Origin of the sequence: Bacillus sp. FJAT-29937, from assembly GCF_001509555.1 — a bacterium.
Classification (GTDB): Bacteria; Bacillota; Bacilli; order Bacillales; family Cytobacillaceae; genus Cytobacillus.
Map to the genome: position 1 here is coordinate 1 of NZ_LMAS01000002.1, position 21,076 is coordinate 21,076.

The following is a 21,076-nucleotide window of genomic DNA, read 5'->3' on the forward strand; positions in this document are numbered from 1 at the left end:
TTCCTCTCTTCCTTGTTTATCGTCGCTGTTAAACATTGTAGACAAGAAGGAATAAAATGACTCCTTTTCTTTTTACACAATTATATGGACATAATCTGAAAGTGGAGAAACCTGTCCATTAAATTGACTTTATCGGACAGGAATCTATGAAAATGGAGAAACCTGTCCATTAAATTGGTTTATTTGGACAGGAATCTATGAAAGCAGAAAAACCTGTCTATCAAAGTGGTTTATTTGGACTTGAATCTATGAAATCCCGACATTCTGCAAACTCCGCTAATATTCACACATGACTATAGGTCTGCTCACATTTCCCACCATCTACCTAGGCAAAGAAAAACCCCTTATGTACTTTGGATCATTTTTCCAATTCGTGCAGGGAAACATCTTTTAAGCTGGAATTCCTTCCTTATATTTTTTAATAAAAAGGAGGAAGTTGTATGGGGTTTTCTATGCGTAAGGTTTCCGCATCGCTTTTGACAGTGGCTTTAGCAACTAGCCTGGCTATACCCTCTGGGTTCATGCCGGCGGCCAACGAATATGCAGCGGCTGAAAGTACCAGAAATTCAGAAGATTTGCAGCAGGCGTTCGAGAAAGCGGCGGAGGAATTTAAAGTTCCGCAAAATGTTTTGATGGCAGTTGCCTACAATCAGTCTCGGTGGGATTATCACAAAGGACATAGCGAGGTTGGCGGTTATGGGGTAATGAACCTTGTTCAGATTGATGGGGGAGAGTTTGCTCACGGAAAGGGTGAGGATGTTGAAGCCCAAAGTGTGGATAATTCCGTCATCAACACACTGGACCAAGCAGCAAATTTAATAGGAATTGACCCAGAAACATTAAAGGATGATCCTGAACAAAACATCCGCGGCGGTGCAGCCTTACTTGCCGAATACGCACGTGAAACAGCGGGAGATATTCCAAGCAATCCCGAAGATTGGTATGGAGCCATCGTGAAATACAGCGGTTCCGAATTCGACGCCGTTGCCAAAGAATTTGCTGATGACGTGTATGCCACCATTCAACAGGGTGCCGAAAGAACAACAATCACTGGTCAAAAAGTTAGTATGAAGGCTGAAGCAGTCACACCTAATAAATCGACAGCAGACTCCATCCCTCTACGCAATGCAAAATTCACTGGTACGGACTGTCCAAATGGACTAGAGTGCTCTTTCATCCCGGCTTTATACGAACAATTCTCCAGCAGCCCTACCAATTACGGCAACTATGACATTGCCAATCGTCCACACGATGGTCTCGACATCCGCTATATTATTATTCACGATATTGAAGGCAGTGCACAATCTGCGATTAACCATTTTAGAAATAGATCGTCTGTTAGCGCCCATTACATCCTGGATTCCGATACTGGAAAAATCACACAGATGGTTAGACCTGAAGATGTTCCTTGGCATGCGGGGAATTGGTACTTCAATATGCATTCCATTGGCTTTGAGCATGAAGGATTTGCCGCCAAGGGAACCGATTGGTACTCTGAACAAATGTATCGCTCCTCTGCCAAACTAGTAAAATACTTGGCGGAAAGATTTGATATTCCAATCGACAGACAGCATATTATCGGCCATGATGAAATTCCTGGGTTAACTCCGGCTAGACAAGGACTGATGCATTGGGATCCAGGCGCCTATTGGGATTGGTCCCATTTCTTTAATCTCCTCGGCGAACCGATTAACCCGAGCAAAGGGGATAAGAAGAGCGGAATTGTGACAATCAAGCCTAATTACAACACAAATAAACCGTCCTTCACATACGCCAATCAGCTGCTGGAGCCTCAGTCTTCCAGTCTCATACATTTATACACGGAACCGAGCTTTGAGGCCCCACTAATCAGTGATCCGCATTTTCACAAAAGCGGAGGAAAAGGAACGACCAATCTGAATGATTGGGGCAACAAGGCCGCCATCGGACAAAGCTACTATCAAGTGGATCAGCAAGGTGATTGGACAGCCATCGACTATGGCGGAAAAAAGGCTTGGTTCTATAATCCAAATAATAAATATACCGTTCCAGGAGACGGAATTCTTATTTCCCCAAAAGAAGGGCTAGATTCCATTCCAGTCTACGGTGCTGCCTACCCGGAACAAGCTGCCTATGATGGGACAGGAATTGCAGCCTCGGCAAGGGGAGTAGCAGAACCACTCTATCAAATGCCAAAAGGCCAAACCTATGTCGCAACAGGACCGATTCAATCAGATTATTACCATGCGAAAATCTTTAATGATCCTTCCACAAACCAAGTCGTAAAAGGTCAGGATGAGTATTATCAAATCTACTTTAATCATCGTTTAGGATTTGTGAAGAAGAGTGATGTGGATGTAGTTCGTAAATAGGATTGGAGGATGTCCCAGAGGAAACTTTGGGGCATTTTTCTATTTTAAAACAAAATAGTTGTTGGATTCTGTCCTTGATGTACGGAGTAATCTTCAGCGGAGAGAAATGAAGCCAACGACATTTCGGGAGCAGACGTTCATGAATGTTTTTTGTATGTTATCAGGCAATGACGACAAAGGAAAAAATATGTACTCCAAATTCAATGCGGTTCTTTCAACTCGTAAATCTTAATTTAAGACAAGGGTACCTGCATTATCGTTAACAGAAAATTATAATAAACTGTTATAGTAAACTTAGGAGCAAGTCAGACTTGTTAAAAAGATTCTTCTATTACTTTTGATCGTGATATTAATGATGTGGAGTGGTTGTGATGTCGATACGGTATACCTCAAATGGTTCAACAAAGGTTATTAATACAAAGTCTCCAGCAAATGGAACCGATGATTTAACACTGAAATTGCAAGAAGCATTTGATCGTGTAGCTGATGGTGGAACAATCATAATCGATCCAGGCACTTATAAAGTCAGTAAAAATACGAACTTGACAGGTTTCCCAAATAATGACCAGCCATGCTTATTGTTAAGAAACAAGAAAAATGTTCGAATAGTTGGCTATGGGGCAAAACTGTGGGTTGATCAGCATGCACAGGGGATTCTTGAAATCCAATTATCATCTAACATTATAGTTGAAGGATTGGAAATAGCAGGCTATGGGGAGTTTCCGGCAATTGACACAACTTCTGTTGGGTACACCGGATATGGGGAAAAAGGTACGGCAAATGGCGGATACTACACTTCTGGCTTTTGGGGGTATTATAAAAATAACAGCCTAGATACGTCAAAAAAATCAACTCACGCATCAATCAATAATGGACGACCGTGGGGATTATTTGGAAACGGTGGATTTATAGGAAACGTCTCCTATGGTATTTTAATTCATAATGGCTCTGAAAACATTAAACTTTTTAATCTGGACGTTCATGGTTTTAATTATGTTGGGATTGGTATCGGTCATAACGGCAACTTTGTTCCAATGGACTTAAGATATAACGATTCTAAAAATATTCTTATTCAAAATTGCTATGTTCATGATAACTATGGAGCGAACATACATGCCTTAGCAGTAGACGGAGTTCAAATTACGAATTGTATAAGTGAAAGAGCTGGACATCCTGATTCTCAAATCTCACATAAATTTATTGACCCGGGTTATGGCGTTACATTGAGGGGAACGAATTGGAGTGAGGCGAAAAATATGATTGTCCAGGGTTCAATTTTTAGGGATAACAAAAGAAAAGGCATTGATAGTCACACTGGAATTGGCATGATATTTGCAGACAATATGATTGAAAATTCGTATGCTTGTGGAATTTTTGCTAAATGGAGTCATGATTTACAACAAAGTCAAGATATTATTATTAAAGGAAACAAGATCACAAACTGCAGTGCGAATGGAACGGGTTTGGGAGCTATCATGGTTGGCGGGTATAGATCCGGTTATTCCCGTGAAAAAATTCAACTACATGCTATTATTTCTGATAACTTAGTGAAAAATTGCGGAGCAACTGATTCGATTATTGATGCTGAAGTATTTGATGGTTTAACGATTACCGGAAATCAAATTATTGGTGTGGATCCAAGAACGGTAAATACAAGTTTTTACGGTATTAGAGTTGGTTCCTCTACTTCTTCTCAAAAATCATACTCTTTAAATATTTTTAATAACACGATTGATGCTATAGGTGCTCCCGCCTTGCAGCGTGGTATTCAAGTTTCAAATGTTGAGGATGGACAAGTGAATGGGAATATTATTAAATTAGAACATTCTAATTCCAATATTGGTCTTTATTCTGTTAACAACGGAATAGTGAATTTCATTGGTAATATCGTGAGCATGGGTTCTGCTGGTACTCCCATTGCAATTGCTCAAACTTCCGGATATAAAGCGGGTAATATATCTAGTGGTGGAGATAAAGGAAATATTTTATAAAAGCATATTTTAAAAATAAGGATGAACAGCGGAAAATTGAATAGGTGTTGAAGCAGGATTTTAGTCTATCAGTCTACTGCGGATTGGTAGGCTTTTTTTATTTGGCTGACAAAGTGATTAAATTGGCTGACAAACAGCCTGAATTGGCTGACAAACTATCGAAATTGGCTGATAAAATAGATATAGGATGATAGATCGAAACAAATCGACTATAAATTGCCAAAAATATCGGGCGAATTCCTACAAATAAGCTAGCAAACCAAAACAATTGACGAGAAACTACCCAATTAGCTGATAAATCACTAGAATTCGCGAATATTGGAATGGGTCTAGCCGACAAAATGTAAGTTAAATGCTGAAATCGAAATTAAGAAGGTGGGAAATTTTTCATTAATCAATCGTTTAATTAAAATTAATCAATCGTTTAATTAAATAGATTTCTAGGAGGAAAATACTAATTTTACAAATGGTTTACCATAAATCAATAATAATCATATATAATACTATCGAAGTAGTAAAAACTAATAGGAGGCTAGCCATGCAAAGGTTGAAAAAGGGTTTTGCTGTATTCGTTTCATCGTTAGTAGTTTGGTCTGGGTTTGGAGGACAGTTTCTCGTTAATGCGGAAGGAACTGCGAGTGCGGACACAAAGAAAATTACGATTTTGCATACGAATGATTCACATGGCCGCGTAGTGGAAAGCAGCAGTGATGGAATGGGGTTTGCAAAGATTTCGACTTTGGTTAAGCAATTTGAAAGTGAAAATCCAAACACTCTTTTATTAGATGCTGGTGATACATTACACGGGACAACTTTTGCCACACTTAGCAAAGGGGAAAGCATTGCGGAAGTGATGAACAAAGTTGGCTATGATGGCATGGCTGCAGGTAACCATGATTTCAACTATGGATATGAGAGACTGCTAGAGTTAGAAAAGAAAGTAGTTTTCCCTGTTTTAAGTGCGAACGTTCGTAAAGCGGATGGCACATTGCTGTTAAAACCTTATGTAATTAAGGAAGTTGACGGCCTTAAACTTGGGATTTTTGGCTTATCCACTCCAGAAACACATTATAAAACTCACCCGAAAAATGTTGAGGGTTTAACTTTTACTGATCCAGTTGTTGAAGCACAGGCAATGGTAAAAGAATTAAAAGGTCTAAATGTTGACATGATTATTGCTGTGACTCACTTAGGGATTGATGAGTCCAGTACGGATACTTCTATTAAAGTAGCAAAAGGCGCACCTGGAATCGACTTGATTGTAGATGGTCACAGCCACTCTACTCTAGTAGAGGGATTGCAAGGTGAAAATGATACGTTAATTGTAAGCTCAGGCGAATATACGAAAAATCTTGGTGTTGTAGAGTTAACATTTGAAGGCAAGAAATTAACTGGCAAAAAAGCGAAATTAATCAAAAAAGAAGAAACAGCTGACGTAAAACCAGATCCTGAAGTGGAAAAGGTGATTAAAGATATTCAAACGGCTCAAGAAGAAATTTTATCAGAGGTAATCGGAAAAACGGCAGTGAAGCTTGATGGCGAACGTGAACAAGTTCGTACAGGCGGAACGAACCTCGGTAACATGATTACAGATGCGATGGTCGATATGACCGGTGCAGATGTAGCGATTACAAACGGCGGCGGGATCCGTGCATCGATCGATGAAGGAGATATTACGAAAGGGGAAGTCGTGACAGTTTTGCCGTTCGGAAACTACATCGTGACGAAGAAGTTAACTGGGGCGCAAATTAAATCCAGTCTTGAAAATGCAGTCGATTCGTATCCAGAATCAAAAGGTGCTTTCCCGCATATTAGCGGTCTGACATTTGCCATTGACACAGCACAAAAAGTGGGCGAGCGTATTCATTCTATGAAAATTAATGGACAGCCTGTTGATATGAATAAACAATATGTTGTGGCAACTAACGATTTCATGGCTGCAGGCGGGGATGAGTATACTTCATTCAAAGACAGCCCAATCGAAAATGAATTCCCTGCTTTAGATGAGGCACTCATTGCTTATATCCAAAAGCTTGGTACGGTTAACACGAAATACGAAGCCCGCATTGTGGCAAAGCCAGTTGAAAAAGAAGAACCAAAAGAAGAAACAAAACCGGCTCCAAAAGTTTACTGGGATGGCCTGTTAATGAAAAAGGGTCAAATTGGCCGTGTGATCATTGAAAAGCCTATCAATCTATGGAAAAAAGATGCAAACAACAAGCTTACTTTTGTTCGTGTCTTAAACCCAGGTGAAAAATACCGAGTTTACAGCTTTGACAGCCAGCACTTCGGCCAGTACGGAGTTGGCGGCGGACATTATGTAACGAAGATGGAAGGGTTTGTAAAATATGAAACACCTTCTAAGAAGAAATTGGCGGAATTGAATAAGTAAGGTTAAGTAAAAAGCAGAGAGCTCTCTGCTTTTTGCTTTTTAAAGTAGTTTGTTAATTTTGCAGTTTTCCAAGTGAAGATGGAAACTCCAATTATTTGAATTCCTTTTACTGCCCCTGTCAAACGTGTAAAATAGTAACTACGAAATGAAAAAAAGTTTTTAAGGGAGAAAGTGATGAAAAAAGTTTATGTTTTGCTGTTTGTTTTACTGTTTAGCTTCGTCTCATATGCTCCGGTACAAGCTTCTGAAGAAAAGGTATCGATTAGCGGCAGCTCCATTTTAACCGCGAAACAAATGGGCGATTTTGTCCTATTAAAATATCCTGAACCTAAATTAACGACTGTTGATATTTATAGATTAGCAGATTTATATCTATCTTTAGGCCGTCAAGAGGGGATTCGCGGGGACATTGCTTTTGCCCAAGCCATTCTAGAAACAGGCTACTTCCAATATGGGAAAGATGTTCTGCCTGAGCAGAATAACTACTCCGGGATTGGGGCTGTTGGAGGCGGTGCACAAGGGGCTTATTTCAACACGCCTGAGGAAGGGGTAAGAGCGCAGATTCAGCATTTGAAAGCCTATGCAAACAACGAACCTCTCGTGACAGAAAAAAACGATCCGCGCTTTGATTATGTAAAGCGGGGGATTGCTCCTTACTGGACAGATTTGAATAATCGCTGGGCCGTGCCGGGAGATCAATACGGCGAGCGGATTCTTGCTATTTTTTCAGAGATGAAGAGCATTAACTTGGAAATTCCAAATGTAGGCAGTCAATGGACATCCAAGCTCCCAGCTGCTGCCGTCTATTTGAAAGCAGATATGCCGCTCATCAGTCCTGATGGATCAGTTTCTAAGACGCTGAAAAAAGGGTACTCCTATAAAGTGTTTGGCACAATAGGAAACAACTATAATTTGGGCGGAAATTATTATATTCCCGCCAACAGCAGTAAAATGAGTGTCTATATTGGAAGATTGCATATTAAAAATAAGGATATTAATTTGTACCGTCCAGATGGAAAAGTTCATCGAAAATTAATTCCAGGTGAGCTCATTAAAGTGTTTAGCTTTGATAACAATGCTTATTATGTTGGCGGGGGCTACTATATTCAAAGGAATGCCGGGGTTTCTTTTTATAAAGGAACGATTCAAATCACCGCCGATAGCGGGCTCTACGATTCCAATGGAAGCGTAGCGAGAACGCTGAAGAAGGGTCAAGTATTTAGAGTCTATGCGATTCAAGATAATAAGTTGGATCTAGGCGGCGGTTACTTTGTAAACTATGATAAGCAAAAACAAAATTATACGAATCATTGATTCATTGGAGACCACTGGGCTTTTTGCCAGTGGTTTATTTTTTGGTGCAAAATATGGGATTGGCTGACAAACCTCTGAAATTGGCTGACAAAGTGCATGAATTGGCTGACAAACCGCCGGAATTGGCTGACAACGGGTATGAATTGGCTGACAAAGTTGAAAAGTCCTTTTAACTACTTAAATTTAGCTGGGAAATCATTCGAAAACCACTCAAATTCGCTGAGAAAGTGCTCGATTTAGCTAACAAACCACCAAAATTCCCTAACAAAATAATATTGTCGACCGCAATCCCCCATTCATTTTTTAAAAAATATACCATAAGTAACAGCCCTATGATTATATACCCAATTATTTCAAACTATGGGGTTATTAGGGGAATAATTTCTTCCGGTGAGCTAGAATGATAGGTAGATAACATTTGGAGGTACGCCCATGGTTTATTATGTGCATCTATTGAAGGGACTTCTGGCCCCAAACACATTCTCCTATCAAATCATGAAGGCAGAACTGATAAGAGGGTTATGGAAAAAGGCGGTATGGCTAATCGTGATCAGCATGATTCTGTTTACGCTTAGCGGCTATTTCGGAATCGGGATGGAATTCCTGACAAAAGAAATAGGCAGGAAAGAATTTGAAATTGAGAAACTTTTTGCCATAGTCGGACGTCTAATATGGGGAATGATCTATTCCATGCTAGTCCTTTTTGGATTTTCCGTGATCCTTTGGGCCATTCTCGATATGTCTTACAAGAAAATCGTCACCGTTCAGCAATTTGTCCTTTGTATTCTATTATTGGAAAAAGCGATATTACTGCCGTTCCATATTTGGCTTGGCATTGGTCCGGAGGCCTCACCTTTTTCCTTGGGGGTTCTGGCTGCCTACCTAACATCGAGCAGTATATTAGTTTATTTCTTCTCCCATCTTTCGTTATTTACAGTTTGTGTGATTTTTTTCCAATACAACGCGTTAAAAGGGTTGAGTGAAAGAAGCCCGAAGACAGTTTTGTTAACGATCATTCTCGCTCACCTTGTCATTTGGCTTGTGTCTGCCTTGTTATCCTATCTTGCAATTGAGAAGTTCATTTAAGGCGGGGGTGATACGAGTGAAGAAACGGGTCAAGTGGATTTTAGCAGCAGCTGTTTTCCTATTTGTCGCGGGTAATTTATTTTTAATAGTAAAAGATGATTCGAAAATTGAACGCTCTGCCTTTATAAAAAGCTATTCAGCGGCAGAAGAAAAAGACATCAAGGAAACTCTGCATAAAAAAGGAATTGTCGCTCCTCTGGAAGACTATCATTATTTTTACGATCAAAAAATGGGAGTATTTAAGCAGTTTTTCGTAAAGAAAGGAGAAACGGTTGAAGTTGGCACCCCGTTATACGAGTATATTTCTGCTGATTTAGATGCGGATATGGCGAGGATTGAAGCGGAGAAAGCCAAAATTGACAATCAAATCGATGTTTTAGACAGACATATTAGTGAGCTCCGCTATTACAAGGATTCCTTATATTTTGATGAGGAAGAAAAGGCTGTCGGGCTTTCCATTTTACATAGTGTCGAGCAGGATATTCTTGAAAAAGAATTGCAGGCCGACCTGTTAAGGCAGACAGCTGATAAGCATGAGCAGGAACTGCAGACCATTCAAGCGAGTGAAGGGAATAGGACGGTTGTCAGTGAGTTTGAAGGGATGATCAAAGAAATCAATGTGGGATTGCATAATCCGCTGATCACGATTAGTTCATCTATCCCAACGATTGAAGGAAAATTAAATGAGGATGAAAGGCTTAAGGTAGAAACTGGGATTCCAGCGACTATTTCTTCAAAACAGATAAATGGAAAAGGGACGCTAACGAAAGCCAGCAAACTACCAGATCCCGCCCCATCAGAAAAGGAAAGTCTATACCCATTTTCCGTTCAGTTGGATGAAGAGGCCTCTGACCTGCTCCAAGGATCCCTTGTCGAGGTCACATTAATTACAAAAGAAGTAAATGGGGCAATCCTGGTTCCAAAGCAGAGTATCATCAAGCAAAAGAAGAAGTCCTTTGTCTGGATCATTACTTCAGGCGGAACCCTAGAAAAACGAGAAATCAAAACTGGAATCATATCAGGCAATAAATTGCAGGTCCAATCCGGTGTTGATAAGGGAGAGCTCGTTGTAAATAATCCTACTATAAATAAAGGTGAAGGCACGAAAATTATTACCCCTCTGAATCTATCAAACATAGATCAATCTGAAATCAAGCAAATGAGAAAAAAACATATTTTTAAACATATCATAAAAGGGATTTTAATAAGATAGAAGGAAGTTGTCGAATTTCATAAAAAGTTTGGTCATGGTAATTCTTGCTATTTTTTTACAGATATATGTACTATAGGGTTATAAAAGAGAAGGGGGATTATATGAAGAAATGGGTTAAAAATGCGTTTACAGTTACTGTAGGGCTTGGTTTGTTTTCTAGTAATCTAGGACTTTCCATGACAGCATCGGCGGAGTCTCCTAAACAATTACAGAATGTGTCAGCCATTGAAGTGAGCAATCCTCAGCTTCAGAGCAAGCTAGACCAGTATAAGGAAAAGGCTTTGAGTGAAGATACTTTCATTATTAAATATACGAAGCCTTTGACACCTGCAGAGCATAGAATGGCAGGCGGTACGCTTGTTACGAATATACCAGCCTTAAATTATGCCGTTGTCAAGGTAAAGAATAAAAAAGACGTTCAAAAGGTTATGCAAAAGTACAAAGGCCTAAACCATGTGAATTCAGTTAATCCAAGTGCGATGTACAAGCCATTAGGCGTGCCTGATCCGAAGGTGAACGAGCAATATCATATCAACTTGCTTAACCTCAATCAAGCCCATAAGCTAGTTGGCAAGAATACGGTAACGGTCGCCGTCATTGATCAAGGTGTGGACATGCAGCATCCGGAGTTAAAAGGAAAGTTGCTCCCAAGTTATAATGCAGTAAACCCAATGAATCAAGGCTCGCCCGATTTCCATGGAACGCATGTGGCAGGGATTATTGCAGGTAATAAAGATAATGGCATTGGCGGCTTTGGGGTCAATCCAAATGTAAAGATTCTTCCGATTGATGTATTTGACCGCAGCTGGGGAGCCTATGACTATTCGATCGCACAAGGGATTTTGCATGCGGTAGAAAAGAACGTGAAAGTAATTAACATGAGCTTAGGCGGACCGATGAAATCGCCATTAATTGAAGAAGCGATCAAAAAGGCTTTAGAGAAAAATATAACGATTGTCGCTGCTGCCGGCAATACAGGGGATACGATGGTTAGTTATCCTGCAGCATACGAAGGCGTTATTAGTGTCGGTTCAGTCGATAAATCTAAGAAACTCTCAAGCTTTTCGAGCTATGGCCCGTCTGTAGATATTGTTGCACCTGGTGATGAAGTATACGCTCCTATCTATGAACCTGAGAAATTATCAAGCTTCCGTAAAATGAGTGGTACATCGATGGCTACTCCGATGGTGGCTGGAGCAGCTTCACTGCTTTTATCCAAGCATCAAAACTTAACACCGTCACAGGTGGAATATATTTTAGAACATACCGCACAGGATCTTGGTGACCCTGGATTTGATATTAAATACGGGAATGGACTTGTCAATCCTGTCGCTGCTCTCAACTTTGATATTAAGAAGCTTCCTTCCTTTACGAGCAAGCCTTGGACGGATAAGGAAATTGCTGAAAATTCAGCCCCTGTTGATTTAGCGAAAACAAGCGAGATCAAGGGAGCGATTACCAAGCCATTCGAAGAAAAGTGGTATTCGGCAGAAGTGAAAAAAGGAGATTACATCCAATTTTCTCTAGAAGGCTCTACACAATTTGATTACAAATTAATGCTGAACCTCCAATCTCAGGAGGGCAAAGATAAGCTCGAAGTGAACGACGTGATGGATGGAAAGACAGAAGGGAAATTGTATAAAGTTCCTTATACGGGAACCCTTTCATTCGGTGTGAAGGATGTCAATGGAAGCTATGATGATTCCAAAAATCAGCAATCCAAATACACACTTTCCGTTAAAAAGCACACAGTCCTTCCAGCAGATGAATCTACTTTCGATGAACCAATTAAAATCGAGCTGCCATACAATTCTTCAAAAGAAAAGTATACATTAATTGGTGAAGAAGGGGACAATGATTACTTTAATTTCTCTGTTGAAGAAGAGCAGGTGATTAAAATTGATTTGTCAGGAATACCAGGCGTTGATACGAGTTTAAGTGTTTACGAGACTTTCAAAATGCCATCTCCTGAAGAAGGAGGAATGGAAGGCGAATTCGAGCTTCCTGTTTTTAAGGAGGACGAGCGTGATCCGAACTTCTATGCCAATAATAAAGGGAAGAGCGAAGGCGAAACCTTATCGTTTTTGGCACAGCCGGGAATGGATTATTCCATCAAAGTTTCCAATAAAGGCAGCAACTACTTTGGGATTTACGACTTTTTCATGAACTGGGGGATGATTGGGGAAAAGCAAACGCCTGAATCATCAGCCATTCCATATGAGTTGAAGGTACAAGGAAAAGTCCTTCCGCCAGACGAAGATTCTTTGCCAATGATTCCTGTCATGGATGAAGGAAGCTCGATTGAGAAACAGCGAGAACTTCTTTTAATGGAACAGCCAGCAGAAGAATTTGACTATGTTCAAATGATTAAGGATGGCGCGCTGCCTTATCAAATCAATGATGAAGCGACAGGCTATTTGCAAACATTAGAGGATGAGGACTGGTTCAGCGTCACACCAGAGGAAAACGGCATTTACGAATTTACTTTAGAGAAGAACAATGCAACTGTACCGATGTTTGGAATCTACCAAGTAAGAACGGAAAAAGATCGTGATGGAAAAGAGTTCTCCTACATGGAACAGATTGCATCAAATGAATATTCCTTCTGGATGACAGGCAGCTTAGAAAGCCGTTTATTCGCTGGATTCAAAAAGAATGAAACGTACTATATTAAAGCAAATACAAACTACTTTAATGGGGCCATTTCTTTTGATCCATATAAGTTTACATCTAAGCTGATTGTGAAAAATCCTCAGGATAAATATGAGGATAACGACAAAATGGAAGAAGTAAAGAACCTCCCGGCGAATGTAATTGAAGGCAACTTCTCCATGCCATATGACCAGGATAATTTCTATTTTGAAAGCAAGCACGACGAAATTTATGGCATGACATTGGAAAGAAAGCAGGTCAGCGATCAGTTCAAGGCTCAATATCCGAAAGAACTGCTCAGTCCTTTCTATGGAATGTTTGTGGTTTACGAGGATACGAACAAAAACCGCAAGCTGGATGAAGAAGAAATGAGAACGGCTCAATACTTAGAAAAAGGAGCCATGTCCGGTAAAACCTTTGGTTCTTTCAAAACAGAAAAAGGCAAAAACTATATTTTCTCATTATCTGCCTATTTCGAATGGCCGAATAGCTTTTCGCTTCTCCCGTACGTGTTATCCATCAATCCTGTAAACAAAAATGACGAGGACAAAGGCTCCGTTGTTAAAAACAACATCCCATCGAAGCCGATTGCCCTGAAAACCGTATCTGCCAAGCATCTGCAAGCGGTTGGCCATTTAAATGCAGGCGTCCCTTACGGGGATGAAGACTGGTACGTACTCAAGCTCGACAAAGCGGCTAAAGGTAAAATTGAGCTTCAATCCGGCATCGAGATTGATGGCGTCATCTCTCTATATAAAGATGGCAAGCTCGTAGCCACTGCCGATTACTATCCTGAAGGGGATAATGAAGTTCTTAACTTCAACTTAACGAAAGGCACCTACCACATCAAGGTTCGTGACCTGCACGGCAATGCTACGTTAACTCCATATACTTTGAATGTTTATAAATAAGTAATCAGGGCCAGCTCATTTTGGATAGTGGGCTGGCTTTAATTTTATTGGTATTTTGGTGGAGGTAGTGCCTCGAAATGTGAATTGGCTGATAAACAATGTGATTTGACTGATCGAATTGGCCGATCAATTGAAAAAGATGCTTGTGAAAAGGTGATTGGCTGACAAACGTCTCGAATTGAGCGATAAATTGAAGGAGGTGCTTGTGAAAGGGTGATTGGCTGACAAACCGCACAATTTGGCTGATAAACTACTAGAATTGGCTGACAAATAGCATGATCTGGCTGACAAACTACTAAAATTGGCTGACAAATTAATGAAGCTATGTTTTTTGCCGATAAATTGCGTGATTTTGCCGGTAAAACACTGGATCTGGTCAATTGACTGCAAGGATTCGCTGCCTAATCACCGCAATTGACGAAGATTTTTCCAACAAATCCAAAATGGCTATGACCGCACCTTCATTTAAGTTAAAATAAGGCTAGTAGGGGGGATGTTTGTGAGAAGGCTTTTATTTATATTTGCTGCTATTATTCTATTTATTTCAATAAGCCCTGAGAAATCACAGGCTGCAACCGTATACTGGGATGGGGTGGAGCTGAAAAAAGGGCAAATTGGCCGTGTTACTGTAATGAAGCCCATTAATCTATGGAAAAGAACGGAGAACGGCTTGCAATTTGACAGAATTCTTCAGCAAGGGGAAGTCTACCGGGTTTATCGAATGGATGATCTCTATGGCGGTCAGTATGGAGTAGGCGGAGATTACTATATAACTAAAGTATCTGATCATGTGATCTATGAAACTCCCTCTTTGTCAAAAAGAAAACTGCTGGAATGCAATCAACAATGCTTAGTCGAAACGCTGCTTGTTTTACCGCAGGATTCTTATGACTCAATTGCTGTTAACCAAATAAATGGACGCTTGCAAGCTCTGCCTGAGTCAGTATTGGTTCAGCTGATTCAGCAAAATATTCGCATTCTGCTCGTAAACGGACCCATAACAGAAACAAAAGAATATGCATTCTTAAAAGGAGTCATTCCACGAGGTTGGGAGAATTTGAATAAGACTTGGGATGATGTTCCTGGCATTGGCGGAAATAAAACGGTTGTCGTTAGAATTGGATATAGTGAAAAAGGGAACGGACATGGCTCTGTTAATCTTGAGTTACATGAGCTAGCCCACACCATTGATAATCTGCTAAAAAATCATTTATCTTCTTCAGCCGGATTTAGTGCCGTTTGGAATTTAGAAAAGAAAAGCCTATTCCCAAATGAAGAATATTTTACTCTATATCCAGAAGAGTATTTCGCAGAATGCTTCGCCATGTATTACCGCGACAAAGAGGCAAGAAAAAGATTGCAAACCCTTGCACCGAAAACTTATAAACTTATAGAAAATATTAAATAGCGTACTCCCCTCGAAATATGAGGGGATTTTTTATTGTGGGATAAATCCGGATTATCGTGCAAAAAAACCCGAAAATCGTGCAAAAAACTAATTATCGTGCAAAAAACCCGAATATCGTGCAAAAAACTAAATTATCGTGCAAATAAACCGAAAATCGTGCAAAAACAAAAATTAACGTGCAAATGAACTAGAAACTTTGCATAAGTCTAATCAATAGTTAGGAAATATCATAGTCCAATAGTCGTTTTATGTAGTTAATTGTCCATATTTTTGGGAAAATGTCATATAATAATAGAATAGTATAATGAAGGAGAGGAAAAATGGGGAAAAAGTGGATTATTCATTTAGCAGTTGTGGCAGCATTGATTTTTGGACTTCAATCTCCGGCTCAGGCAAGTGAGCCTAAGGTATATTGGGACGGCCTGCTCATGGTTAAAGGGCAAGTGGGTAAAATTAAGGTACTCAAGCCGATTAACCTTTGGAAAAGAGATGGAAACAAACTAGTTTTTACTCGTGTTTTAAAGCCTGGCGAACAGTATCGAGTCTATCGTTATGACAATCTTCATGGCGGTCAGTACGGACTTGGCGGCGGCTATTATATTACGAAAATAGCAGGCTATGTGGATTATCGTACCCCATCTAAGAAAAAGCTTGCTGAACTTGAAGCAGCATATGGCAGCGGAACTACTCCAACTAAGCCCATCGGGAAGCTTTCGATCGGAGCCGTAACCGAGCAGAAATCGAAGAAAATTGCTCCTGGGGTAACGGAAACACAGCTTTCAGTCGACAGTAACCGCGGGAAACAGAAAATTTATACCGTTGAGTATGATGGGAAAACTGATAAGATCAGCTTGGAAACAGCATTGGCCAATGGGCAAATATTTGGATTTGAAACCGTAGCGAGTCAAGCAAACAAGGCTCAAACAGGGGATAAGCAAGTTGTTGCAGGCATCAACGGAGACTATTTTGATAAAAACGGCCATCCGATTGACCTGATGATTCAAAAAGGAAATATCGTTTCAACAAGCCAAACACCTATTAATCAGTTAGCTGTTTTTGGATTAACGAGCACAGGGAAACCGCTCATCGGCAGTCCAGAGCTTTCACTTTCAGTCCAAATAAATGGACAAGAGCCATATAAAATTAATTCTGTAAACCGAACAAGAGCAGCGAATCATCTTGTACTCTACACACCTTCTTACGCTAGCACGACACGAACGAATGAGCTTGGCACTGAGGTTGTTGTGAAAATTGACACTGGGCAGCTGAACGGGCATAGCGTTTTAACAGGTACGGTGTCAAAGGTTGCAAGTAAAATTGGAAATGAATCATTGAATGACGGCGAATTTGTTTTATCCGGGCATCATTTTGCCAGCGACTTTTTACAAACTGTCGTTGAAGGAGACAAAGTCGAGGTTAGGGCTCAATTTTCTCCAAGTGAATGGAATGACGTAACAGAGGCGATTAGCGGTCGTTATCATCTCGTTAAAAATGGTGCAATCGTTCCTCAAGATGTTCCTGGAGTTCATCCTAGATCCGCAATCGGTATTAAAGCAGATGGTGGAATCGTTACAGCTGTAGTGGATGGACGCAGCACGCAAAGTGTAGGTCTGACTTTACAGGAAATGGCATCTGTCATGAAGGATCTTGGCGCTATTCATGCATTTACTTTTGATGGGGGCGGCTCATCTACCCTAGTAACAAGGGACCATGGGGATGACAAAGTTTCTATTGTCAACAAGCCTTCGGATGGATCACCACGTTCGGTTTCAAATGCACTTCTTTTTATTAGCCAATGGTTAAAAGGTCCGCTTCACCAGCTAATCGTTAACCCAGCTGATGTTACGCTTTTTGCAGGGGCTACATACAAAGACTTAGGCATTACCGTAAAAGGAATGGATCAGTACTATAACGCGGTTCCTGTCACGCAGCCGGTCGCGTTCTCTTCACCAGCATTAAAGAAAAATGCGGACGGAAGCTATACTGTAGGAACATCTCTAACTCAAAGTGAAATTGCTGTTTCAGCTGGCAATATCAGCAGCAAGGTTAAGCTTAATATAATCAATACTCTGGAAAGTATACATGTTGATGAAAAGGACATTATCGTTGAGAAAAATAATGTATATACGATCCAGCCAAAGGGAATTTATAAAGGAAAAACAGTTATAACTGATCCGACTTTATTTAAATGGAGTGTCACACCAAATATTGGCACCATTAATAATAAAGGTGAATTTAAAGCAGGTGCGGCAGATGGCACAGGCACGATTACGATCACGCACGGATCTGTTTCCGCAAAGGTGAATGTTACAGTTGGAACACCTGAACCGATCCTGCTTGAAGGATTCGAGGGCGGCATCGCTAATTACAAGGCATCAGGTGCCAGATACAATAACGTAAAAATTGAAAATGAATCGTCTATTATCAAAACTGGTAAAAATTCAATCAAGCTAAGCTATGATTTTTCAGGAACAGCAGGTACTTCTGGTGCTTATGTTGATGCAGTCAAACCGCTTGCCATTAAAGGCTCCCCTAAGAAAATAGGGATGTGGGTGTACGGAGATGGCCAAGGACATTGGTTAAGAATGCAGCTGAAGGATGCGGATAATAAAGAAATTCAACTTGATTTCACGAAGAATTTAGATTGGACAGGCTGGAAGTATGTGGAGGCAGTTGTTCCACAAGGTGTGAAAACACCGCTAATCATAGATGTACCAGTCCGTTATATGGAAGTAGATGACGCTAATAAAAATAGTGGAATCATTTATATTGATCAGATTCAAGCTGTTTACAAGTAATTATTTTTAAAAGGGGCGAATTTCTCTGTTCAATGTTATTGCAGAGAAAAGCCCCTTTTATTTAATAAAAAGCGTCTGCTCTCAAAATGTCGTTGGCTTCTGGTGACTACTTCGTACATCAAAGACAAGTTCTGCTGAAACCCGACAATTTAGTTTTTACAAAGAAAAAATAATAGTAATTAAAGCGGTTTAATAGGGAAACATACTAGATATAAATGTATTTGAGAGTGATAAAATTCTGTCTGTGCTAAAATTTGTTATAGACATCTGTTTGATTTGTCATTTATGATATGATACGCTAGTACATGCAATCTTAATTTTGGTTCCTAGTTTAAGGAAAATCTTTAAAGACCCTTTTCGTTGGAGGGAAAAGAATGTCATTTAGTTCTGATTACGATCAAATTAGAAAACAGTTTGAAAAGGATCCTCCGAAAATTATTGGGGGATATAAGCGACAAGGCTGGGCTCAGAAAACTTTAGATAAAACAGCAAATGATGATATTGAGCAAGAGCCGAAAGGGTTTGTAACGGCAAAGGCAATTCTCGAAGCTAATGATGGCAGCTATTATCCAGCTTTTTTACTGATTGACACGAAGAAAAGCGGAAAAATCAAGGACGCTTTCTTTCTTTCTGAAGTAGAGGATCAATTTCATCTCATTCCTTTAGAGCTCGCTCTAGAGTTTATTAATAAAGATGCAAGCGATTTAATGCCTTTCCGATATAAAACACTTGTAAAAATTAAAGGAGACCAATTTCAAAAAAATTGGCCGGACTTTTCCTAAACCTTCTTGTGATCAAGAAGGTTTTCCTGATTTTGTCAGGATTTTTTTTAAAAACTGTCAACCTCATTTTCCTGTCGAATAAGCAGGATTCCCCTGTTTTGCAACTATCTTCCTATTTACAACTTTTGTTCCTCCCAACTTCAATTTCGCTTATAAGCTTGTACCCGCATGACTTTGCCTATTCTTTACATGTTTATTTCTTCCTCCTCTAATTCTAGTAAAATAGTCTCTTTTGTAACGTAATTGTAATATAACAAGTAATATTTAATAGAATTGAAACGTAAAAGTGACAGAAAATAATGTAAAATCATAGTAGTAACCGATAAGAAATGACATTTTTCTTAATTTCAGGGGGCCAACATGAAAAAATTAGCGAAAGTCATCATCACAGCCTCATTGCTATTTCCTACCTTTTTCGGGGTTAGTCAAGCGAGTGCAGCTGAACAAACTACAAATACAAATTTAATAGAATATAGCAGAAATTTAATAGGAATTCCTTATGTATATGGAGGGGAATCTACAAGCGGTTTTGATTGCTCCGGATTTTTATCCTATGTGTACAGCCACTTTGGCGTAAATTTGCCAAGAATCTCAACTGATCAATATCATGCTGGGAAACCTGTAGATAAGGCAGACCTAGTTCCTGGGGATGCGGTTTTCTTTATTACAGTTGGTAATCGTGTCTCACATTCAGGCATCTATATTGGTGATAACCAGTTTATTCATGCAGATTCAACAAGAGGTATCAAAATTAGCAATTTAAGCACTGAGAGTTATTGGAAGAATAGATATGCAGGAGCGAAAAGATTCGTAGAGCTTGAGTCTCCGCCAGCTCCACCGGCAGATGGAAAGTTCATGGGTCTTGATCTAAAGGAAAACCAAATCGGAGTTGTTGAAATTAAGAAGCCGATTAATCTTTGGAAGCGCGACAGCAATAATAAATTGGAAATGGTCCGTGTGCTGCAACCAGGGGACAAGTTCCGAGTATATACATATGATTCCAACCATGGCGGACAATACGGCCTAGGTGGAACCTTTATTACAGATATGAAAACACATATTGAATACCATGCACTTGATGCTAGTAAATAAAAATGAGAGGTCTGAAGCTAAGCTGCTTCAGACCTCTTTTAAATTTTAGAGATACTGTGTAAGGGTTTCGTTACGAAAACTTGCGCGCAAATGACGGTTTTTAGAGTCAACAGATCGAAAGAAAAAAGCGCCACTCGCATGGCGCTTTAGAAATTGGCGGATATTATCATCCCTTATGATTGCTTCACATCGACTTTTGCTGATTGTGGAACATACGCCTTCCATTTGGATAAATCCAAGTTTTCCTTCGTAATAGAGGACTCTGGAAAAACAAATGTCCAAGGCTTGCAAGTTTGGCTCTTTACTTCAAGATTATCTAACTGGAAGCCTGCTTGTGCTACTACTTCCTGAGAGGCATCCTCGAATGCAAGAGGGATGTTTTCAATGAAAATGCTGCGGTTGCTGGCATTGCGAATGAGTAATGTGACAGCTAACCCTTTTCCTTCAACAATATTAGCCTCTAACCCCATGAAATTAACTTCTCCGTCCCGAAGCGGCGGGAGGTTTTTGCTAATCTCTTCAAGCTTTGATTTTTGCTCGTCGCTTAAGGATTCTTTCCAGCTATCTTCTAAATCAAGAGTGAGCTCGTTTACTTGTTTTTTCTTTAATTCAAAAACGAGTCTCCAGCCTTTTTTCGGAATTTCATCTACTAATTTATTATCATTCTCAAATAGGAATCTCCATGGTCTGCTTGTGTTTGGAGGGAGATCCCCGAATAGATCCATTTCAAAGCCTTTTCTCGCTAGTGGTTCATTCTCTTCATTGACGAGTACAAGGTCAATCACTTCAAAAGAAATTGCTTGTGGCAGTGAGCTGCTTAAGAAAGCTGTCACCACAAAGCCATCATCATATTCATATAGATTGATACCGCTCACAGATAGCTGGTTCGGCTGAAGGCGCGGAAGCTTTTGGTGATTATATTGAAATACATATTTCTCTTGAACGGTTAAATCCCAATCAGGGTGGTAGGATAGCTTCGTTTTAATACCTTCTGCCGTCTTATTTTCCTTTACCATTAAAAAGCCACCTTTTTAAAAAGTATTTGTGTAAAATAAATTCCGCGGTGGCCCCTCATGAGGTCACCGC

The 21,076-nt window shown here is 39.9% G+C and carries 14 protein-coding genes and 1 pseudogene; 14 read left to right on the forward strand and 1 reads right to left on the reverse strand.

Translation table 11 applies throughout. The features are described from left to right. Window positions 1–440: 440 nt before the first annotated feature. From AR328_RS03800 to AR328_RS03850, 14 genes and pseudogenes are all read left to right on the forward strand, one after another. Window positions 441–2,351 carry an N-acetylmuramoyl-L-alanine amidase gene (locus AR328_RS03800; RefSeq protein WP_066290205.1) on the forward strand — a complete coding sequence of 637 codons (1,911 nt, stop codon included), beginning with the start codon at window positions 441–443 and terminating at the stop codon, window positions 2,349–2,351. Between the two features lie 371 nt (window positions 2,352–2,722). Next, window positions 2,723–4,342 (forward strand): right-handed parallel beta-helix repeat-containing protein, encoded by a 1,620-nt coding sequence (locus tag AR328_RS03805; protein WP_066290207.1) that lies wholly within the window; start codon window positions 2,723–2,725, stop codon window positions 4,340–4,342. Between the two features lie 44 nt (window positions 4,343–4,386). Beyond that, window positions 4,387–4,533 carry a hypothetical protein gene (locus AR328_RS22465; RefSeq protein ID WP_156422640.1) on the forward strand — a complete coding sequence of 49 codons (147 nt, stop codon included), beginning with the start codon at window positions 4,387–4,389 and terminating at the stop codon, window positions 4,531–4,533. Between the two features lie 347 nt (window positions 4,534–4,880). Then, complete coding sequence (locus tag AR328_RS03810; RefSeq protein WP_066290210.1) at window positions 4,881–6,734, forward strand: bifunctional metallophosphatase/5'-nucleotidase; 1,854 nt, start codon at window positions 4,881–4,883, stop codon at window positions 6,732–6,734. A 174-nt stretch (window positions 6,735–6,908) separates the two neighbouring features. Next, window positions 6,909–8,048: a glucosaminidase domain-containing protein gene (locus AR328_RS03815; RefSeq protein WP_066290213.1), complete on the forward strand. Its 1,140-nt coding sequence runs from the start codon at window positions 6,909–6,911 to the stop codon at window positions 8,046–8,048. Window positions 8,049–8,089: 41 nt separating this feature from the next. Next, window positions 8,090–8,221, forward strand: a complete 132-nt coding sequence (locus AR328_RS23250; RefSeq protein WP_269433500.1) for a hypothetical protein — start codon at window positions 8,090–8,092, stop codon at window positions 8,219–8,221. Between the two features lie 259 nt (window positions 8,222–8,480). Beyond that, complete coding sequence (locus AR328_RS03820; protein WP_066290218.1) at window positions 8,481–9,134, forward strand: hypothetical protein; 654 nt, start codon at window positions 8,481–8,483, stop codon at window positions 9,132–9,134. 16 nt (window positions 9,135–9,150) lie between these two features. Beyond that, window positions 9,151–10,347: an efflux RND transporter periplasmic adaptor subunit gene (locus AR328_RS03825; RefSeq protein ID WP_066290223.1), complete on the forward strand. Its 1,197-nt coding sequence runs from the start codon at window positions 9,151–9,153 to the stop codon at window positions 10,345–10,347. Window positions 10,348–10,448: 101 nt separating this feature from the next. Beyond that, window positions 10,449–13,910: a S8 family peptidase gene (locus tag AR328_RS03830; RefSeq protein WP_066290239.1), complete on the forward strand. Its 3,462-nt coding sequence runs from the start codon at window positions 10,449–10,451 to the stop codon at window positions 13,908–13,910. Window positions 13,911–14,463: 553 nt separating this feature from the next. After that, window positions 14,464–14,742: pseudogene (locus AR328_RS22965) on the forward strand (bifunctional 2',3'-cyclic-nucleotide 2'-phosphodiesterase/3'-nucleotidase); the annotation flags it as partial. After that, window positions 14,722–15,318 (forward strand): anthrax toxin lethal factor-related metalloendopeptidase, encoded by a 597-nt coding sequence (locus AR328_RS23375; protein WP_331457157.1) that lies wholly within the window; start codon window positions 14,722–14,724, stop codon window positions 15,316–15,318. The pseudogene AR328_RS22965 and the gene AR328_RS23375, both read left to right, overlap by 21 nt. 320 nt (window positions 15,319–15,638) lie before the next feature. Next, entirely contained in the window at window positions 15,639–18,116 is a 2,478-nt protein-coding gene (locus AR328_RS03840) for a phosphodiester glycosidase family protein (protein ID WP_082677117.1), read from the forward strand. A 374-nt stretch (window positions 18,117–18,490) separates the two neighbouring features. Beyond that, complete coding sequence (locus tag AR328_RS03845; protein WP_066290244.1) at window positions 18,491–18,898, forward strand: hypothetical protein; 408 nt, start codon at window positions 18,491–18,493, stop codon at window positions 18,896–18,898. Between the two features lie 360 nt (window positions 18,899–19,258). Next, the gene (locus AR328_RS03850; RefSeq protein ID WP_066290247.1) at window positions 19,259–19,990 is read left to right on the forward strand and encodes a C40 family peptidase; all 732 of its coding nucleotides are present in this window, start codon (window positions 19,259–19,261) and stop codon (window positions 19,988–19,990) included. 173 nt (window positions 19,991–20,163) lie between these two features. Here AR328_RS03850 and AR328_RS03855 read toward each other — a convergent pair whose 3' ends face one another. Further along, window positions 20,164–21,006 (reverse strand): accessory Sec system S-layer assembly protein, encoded by an 843-nt coding sequence (locus AR328_RS03855; RefSeq protein WP_066290252.1) that lies wholly within the window; start codon window positions 21,004–21,006, stop codon window positions 20,164–20,166. Between the last annotated feature and the right edge of the window lie 70 nt (window positions 21,007–21,076).